Annotated in this window: 8 protein-coding genes; all 8 read left to right on the top strand. The window is 66.2% G+C overall.

Annotated elements, in window-relative coordinates; translation table 11 throughout:
* On the top strand, positions 1–1,239 hold a 1,239-nt coding region (gene fliD / locus ACIQ6O_RS12115), incomplete at its 5' end, for a flagellar filament capping protein FliD (protein WP_396208049.1).
* Between the two features lie 55 nt (positions 1,240–1,294).
* The gene (gene fliS / locus ACIQ6O_RS12110; RefSeq protein WP_396208048.1) at positions 1,295–1,696 is read left to right on the top strand and encodes a flagellar export chaperone FliS; all 402 of its coding nucleotides are present in this window, start codon (positions 1,295–1,297) and stop codon (positions 1,694–1,696) included.
* Between the two features lie 59 nt (positions 1,697–1,755).
* Positions 1,756–2,184: a hypothetical protein gene (locus tag ACIQ6O_RS12105; protein ID WP_396208047.1), complete on the top strand. Its 429-nt coding sequence runs from the start codon at positions 1,756–1,758 to the stop codon at positions 2,182–2,184.
* A 23-nt stretch (positions 2,185–2,207) separates the two neighbouring features.
* Entirely contained in the window at positions 2,208–2,453 is a 246-nt protein-coding gene (locus tag ACIQ6O_RS12100) for a hypothetical protein (RefSeq protein WP_396208046.1), read from the top strand.
* 144 nt (positions 2,454–2,597) lie between these two features.
* Positions 2,598–2,882, top strand: a complete 285-nt coding sequence (locus ACIQ6O_RS12095; RefSeq protein WP_396208045.1) for a flagellar biosynthesis anti-sigma factor FlgM — start codon at positions 2,598–2,600, stop codon at positions 2,880–2,882.
* Between the two features lie 45 nt (positions 2,883–2,927).
* A complete protein-coding gene (locus ACIQ6O_RS12090) occupies positions 2,928–3,299 on the top strand; it encodes a response regulator (protein WP_396208044.1) in 372 nt (123 codons plus the stop codon).
* A 12-nt stretch (positions 3,300–3,311) separates the two neighbouring features.
* Positions 3,312–3,989, top strand: a complete 678-nt coding sequence (locus tag ACIQ6O_RS12085; RefSeq protein ID WP_396208043.1) for a hypothetical protein — start codon at positions 3,312–3,314, stop codon at positions 3,987–3,989.
* 239 nt (positions 3,990–4,228) lie between these two features.
* Positions 4,229–5,510: Hpt domain-containing protein (locus ACIQ6O_RS12080; protein ID WP_396208042.1), on the top strand; the 1,282-nt coding region annotated here is incomplete at its 3' end.

Genomic DNA, 5,510 nt, shown 5'->3' with positions numbered 1-5,510 from the left:
GATCAGACCCGCTACCGACTGGTCGTCGATGGCAATGTCTCCGCCGTAGATGGCGATGCCGACTCGATGGCGATCGTCGAGGCCCTCGGGTTCGCCGCGGGCCAGGCGGGGACCGTGCGACAGACGGTCCAGTCCCCGGCCCTCACCGATGGTGCGGGCGATCCGGTGACGGGGGCGACGGCACTCACGGCATTGGGCGTGGGCGGCACGTCGAGCGGCCTCAACGCCGGGGACGCCATCAACATCCGCGGCACACGCGGAGATGGCACCCCGCTCTCGTTCGGGTTGGTCGTGCAGGCTGGCGATACCGTGCAGACCCTCCTCGATCGCCTGAACAATGCGACGAGTGGATTCAAGAGCGGGACGCGCACGGCCACCGCCGGGCTGGGCAACGATGGACGGATTCGCCTGACCGACGATGCCGGTGGTCCCTCGCGGCTCGCGTTTACGATGTCCATCGCCCGCGCCGACGGGAGCACGGGCGCCATCGGTGCCTCGACCGTGTCGGTTGCCGGTCGCGCCCGCGAGCTGCAGGCCGGGCGTGAAGCGATTGTACTGGTGGATGGCCGGGAAGTGCGCCGGCCGTCGAATACCATTACAGATGCTGTCCCCGGCGTAACCCTTTCTCTGGCCAACGCGGAACCGGGGACCACGATCGACGTCAGCGTCGATCGCGATCAGAAGACGGCGCAGGACACCATCTCCAAGTTCGTCGACTCGTACAACGCCATCCGTAGGTTCTTCGATGAGCAACGGCAGCCCGACAGCCCGCTGTACGCCAATTCATCGCTGCGGCGCGTAGTCGAGTCGTTCACAAGCGCGTTGCGCACCAAGGTTTCGAGCAACACCACGTACTCATCGTTGGCCGTGAGTGGGTTGGCGCTCGACCGCAACGGCATCCTGGCGCTCGATTCGTCCAAGCTGTCCACCGCGCTGGCGAGTAAGCCGGAGGAACTGGAAGCGCTCTTTGGATTCAGCGGTGTCGGTACGGCCTTCGTCAACGCGACCGACGAGGCGACGCGCTTCAGCACAGGCACGATCTCCACGCAGATCACGAGCATCGACAACAGCACGGTATCGCTGCGTCGCAAGGAAGCCGACGCGAGGAGCCGGCTCGATCTGCGTCGTGATCAGCTCGTGCAGCAGTACACGCGCATGGAAGAGGCACTGGCGCGGCTCAAGTCGCAAAGCAGTGGCCTACTGAGTTCGGTCAACGCACTTCAGCAGAACAACAAGTGACCGATACTCCCAGTAGAACCGCACCTCCACTCTTCTGACTCAACTCTCCGCTACAATGTCATACGCCAGCCAGACGTCGTCTTACCGCGAGATGGAGATCCATTCGGCGTCGCCCGAACGGCTGCTCGTGATCGTCTTCGAGCAGCTGGTCGTGAATCTCGAGCGCGGCCGTATTGCGATGGAGAGGCAGGATGTCGAACTCCGCGTGACGTCGCTCCGCCGGGCCCGTGGTCTCGTGGCCGAATTGCTGTCCACGCTCGACTTCGAGCAGGGCGGTCCGCTCGCCGTGGAACTGGCCGACCTCTATCAGTTCCTGCTCGCCGAGCTCGTGGATATCGGGAAGCGCGGGGACCTTCGCACCATGCGCAAGCTGGTGAACATTGCGACGCAGCTTCGGGACGGCTTCACCGGCGCGGCACAGCGGGTCGTGTCCGAGCGGAAGCTCAAGACGGCCTGAATCGTACGTCAACGGCGATAACCATGGCTTTCGCGTATTCTCCTTCGGCTGACCTCCGCATGTCCCGCACCCACGCGGCGCGCGCGGCCCTCGCGCTCTGCGCGAGTGCCGACGCGTTGGCCCGTGAAGTGGAAGTCGAGGTGTCGTCGGCGGCCGACGATCATCGGCTCTTCGCGCTGCTCGAACAGCGTGAGGAATTGCTGCAGGATCTCGCCGAGCAGATCGTCATGCTGCGCCTCGAGCGGCCCACGGCCGACAGCGCGCTGTTCGCGGCCACCGAGCGCGTGGTGGACGAGGCCGACGCACTCGTGGCAGAGGTATGTGCCGCGGTCAGCACGTCGCACCGGATCACGATGGAGCTGGCGGCCAAGGTCGGGCGCCGCGCCGAAGAACTCCGGAGCGAGCTGGATGCGGTCCAGCGGGCCTCGACGGCGGGAACGGCCTACGGCATGGCCGGTGGGGCCCGTCTCGTCGATCGGCTCCGCTGAGCCCGTCGCCCCACGGGTGCCAGATGTCGGGAACGCCCGAGCGATTCGACCTGCTCTTGCAGGAGAAGCTGTACGAGCTCGACCAGGCGGCTGAGCAGGAGGCGATGCTGGCGGTGGACGAGGTAGAGCAGCTACGGTTACGGGCGGCCCAGCTGGTCAGCCACGTCGCCGGTGGGCCGTGGGCCACGGGGGCCCCGGTGCGGTTTCAGCAGGACCCGGCGGAGCAGGTCACGGCTCCGCCAACCCTCGATATCCGGTTTCCCGGCTGACCGCTGCCCGCGGCTGAGCCAAATCCGGCCATCGAATCTTCCGTCGAGCGACAGGGACGTCGCGTTCCGTAAGCCGGAAAACAACCAGAAGGTAAAGTTACGGGTCGGCGCTGCCGATAGTCCCTAGTGAGGAGGAGGATCCTTATGAAAATCAACGGTTACAGCGATTCCCTGCGCATCACGCCCGTCGGCACTCCGGCCGTCCAGCGTCCCGCCCAGGAAATCACCCAGGCACCGGCGGCGAAGCCGGTCAAGTCGGACTCCGTCCAGATCTCGGACGAGGCCCGTCGGCTCAGCGCCGAGCAGAAGGACTCGGTCGACCCCGAGCGCGTGAACGAGCTGCGGCAGAAGGTGCTGTCCGGCGCGTACAACAGCCTCGACATGGTCGATCAGGTTGCCCGGCGCATTCTCACGCGCGGCGATCTCTAAACCGCGCGCCACCGCTCCGTACGGGCAGATCAGGAGATTGGTCGCATGAAGTTCCTCGTGGTAGACGACTCGGCGACGATGCGTCGCATCGTCATCAACTCGCTCCAGCGCATCGGTTTCAGCGAAACCGTCGAAGCCGGCGACGGTCAGGAAGCGCTGGAGAAGTTCGACAGCTCGGTGAAGTTCGTCATCACCGACTGGAACATGCCCAACATGACGGGCACCGAATTCACGAAGGTATTGCGCTCGCGTGACGACGGGCGCCACGTCCCCGTGCTCATGGTCACGGCACGCTCCGTGAAGGAAGACATCCTCACGGCGATGGAAGCGGGCGTGAACAACTACATCGTCAAGCCCTTTACCCCCCAGGTGCTCAAGGAGAAGATCGATGCGCTCCTGCCTGCGGCGGCCGCCTGAGGAACATGTGCAATGAATGATCCCCGAGCACAGACGGCGTACTACGAGTCCGAAGCGGCGCTCCGCCTGGTCGACAAGGAGCTGGACCAGCTGCGTGACGGCGCCGAGATGGTGTCGCGCTTCGTCACCGTGAGCCTGGCCGACCTGCCGCTGATTCTCGAGCGTGCCAACGGGCAGATCCGCGCCGTCCTCTCGCATTTGCGCGAGACCCGGCAGGCGCTGCAGAGCACGACCTTCGAGAAGCTGCAGACGACGCACGACAAGATCAAGGAAGTGACGTCGGCCACGGAAGACGCGGCCATCAACATCATGGATGCGTGTGACCGTGCGAACCAGATCGTCGATGAGCTGGATGGGATCGACGCGTCGGACACGCCCGATCGCGCCAGAGGCTCCGAGCTGCGCTCGACGTTGCGCGACGAGCTGTTCATGATGATGGGCGCGCTGCAATTCCAGGACATCACCTCGCAGCAGCTGGCGCACGCGTCGTCCGTGCTCGTGGAGATGGAGACCCGTCTCGCCGACATCGCGAATCTCTTTGACTCGAGCCTCGCGACCGATCGCCCTCTCGCAACGCTGGCCGCTGCGGACGAGAAGACCTACGATCCGAATGCGACCATCCGGAATGCGGAGGAGCGTCAGAATCTGGCCGATGCGATCTTCACCTCGGTGAAGGCCCCCGCCGCCTGATCCATCAGTCGAACCGGTATGCGGTGACTCGCCCCCCGGGTTGCCGTGTGCTTCGAAGCGGCTCGCACGTTCACGTGCGAGCCGCTTTTTCGTCTGATACCGGCCGTCACGCCCCCGGCACGACGCGACGCCACTCCAAGCAGCGACGGTAAACAAGCGCGGCCCTCCAGCCGATACTCAACAAGGAATCGGACCGCGACCGCCGTCCGTCCACGAGCCCTCTTGCACCGGCCCTGCCTGTGTCCCCTCTCAATCTTGATGATGCCGCCACGCTGCTGATGCAGCTGGAGGCCACCGATATCGCCGATCTCGCGGTCTTGCGCGATGCGCTCACGGATCTCGCGTTCGAGAATCGGGTGCCGCTCCAGGCACAGCCGCATGTGGCGCGCGCGGCACGCGTGCTGGGATCGATCGTGAACGGTTCCGCCGCCGATGTGCAGGCGGCCTTCGCGGAGGTGGGACAGGCCATCGAGGAAGCCATGAAGGCCTCGGAGAACCGCGCTGCCGCCGGCGCGGACCCGGTCGCGCACGCGATGGCCGCCTCCGTCGGCGGGGCCACGGCCAAGGCTGGCGCTGAGGGTACCGTTGCGACGGCAGCGCCTGAGGCGGCGGCGCCGGAACCCGCTCCCGCGCCCGCCCCGATCGGTGCCACACGTGGTCCGCTCGTCGATCAGCTGCCCGATGACGCCGATCGCGATCTCCTGCCGGACTTCATCACCGAAAGCGGCGAATGCGTGGTGAATTCGGAGGCGGCGCTGCTGCAACTCGAGGCGAATCCGTCCGACGAGGAGGCGGTGAACACCGTCTTCCGGGCCTTCCACACGGTCAAGGGCACCTCGGCCTTCCTGGGCCTCGCGCGCATCGCCGCATTCGCCCATGAGGCGGAATCGCTCCTGAGCCGCGTGCGCGACAAGGAAATCGCCTACACCCGTGGCTGCGCCGATCTGTCACTGCGCTCGGCCGACATGCTCAAGGAACTGCTCTCGGTCGTCGAGCACGCGCTGAATGGCGACGGGCGCATGCCCGTGCCCGATGGCTACGTCGAGCTGCTCGATGCCCTCGCCGGCTACGACCCGGCGCGCGACGCCGATGGTGTTGCCGTGCCCACGCGCAGCGAGAGCGACGACATCTTCCCCGCGGCCGACCACGACACCACCGCGGTGGCCGTGACCTCGGGCGACCTGCGGCTGGCCACCACCGCGGAGCCGAGCCTGCCCCAGGTGCAGGCTACGGCCTCCACCGCGGTATCCGCCGCCGCGAACAACAGCGCCACGGCCAGCAGCTCGGCCGATGCGACCATTCGCGTGCGCACCGACCGCCTCGATCGCCTCATCGACATGGTCGGTGAGCTGGTCATCGCGCAGTCGATGATTGCCGGTGACGACGGATTCAGCAACGGCGCGCAGCACGAACTGCTGCGCAAGGTCACGCACGCCGGCAAGATCGTGCGCGAACTGCAGGATCTCTCCATGTCGATGCGCATGGTGCCGCTGCGCCCGACGTTCCAGAAGCTCGCCCGCG

Source organism: Gemmatimonas sp. (genome assembly GCF_044345575.1).
Classification (GTDB): Bacteria; Gemmatimonadota; Gemmatimonadetes; order Gemmatimonadales; family Gemmatimonadaceae; genus Gemmatimonas.
This window is presented reverse-complemented; position numbering and strand designations above follow the sequence as displayed.

Bases quoted from the DNA above. Each gene is read 5' to 3' on its own strand.
- fliS (WP_396208048.1), top strand. From the start codon at position 1,295: ATGTCATACGCCAGCCAGACGTCGTCTTACCGCGAGATGGAGATCCAT.
- ACIQ6O_RS12105 (WP_396208047.1), top strand. From the start codon at position 1,756: ATGTCCCGCACCCACGCGGCGCGCGCGGCCCTCGCGCTCTGCGCGAGT.
- ACIQ6O_RS12100 (WP_396208046.1), top strand. From the start codon at position 2,208: ATGTCGGGAACGCCCGAGCGATTCGACCTGCTCTTGCAGGAGAAGCTG.
- ACIQ6O_RS12095 (WP_396208045.1), top strand. From the start codon at position 2,598: ATGAAAATCAACGGTTACAGCGATTCCCTGCGCATCACGCCCGTCGGC.
- ACIQ6O_RS12090 (WP_396208044.1), top strand. From the start codon at position 2,928: ATGAAGTTCCTCGTGGTAGACGACTCGGCGACGATGCGTCGCATCGTC.
- ACIQ6O_RS12085 (WP_396208043.1), top strand. From the start codon at position 3,312: ATGAATGATCCCCGAGCACAGACGGCGTACTACGAGTCCGAAGCGGCG.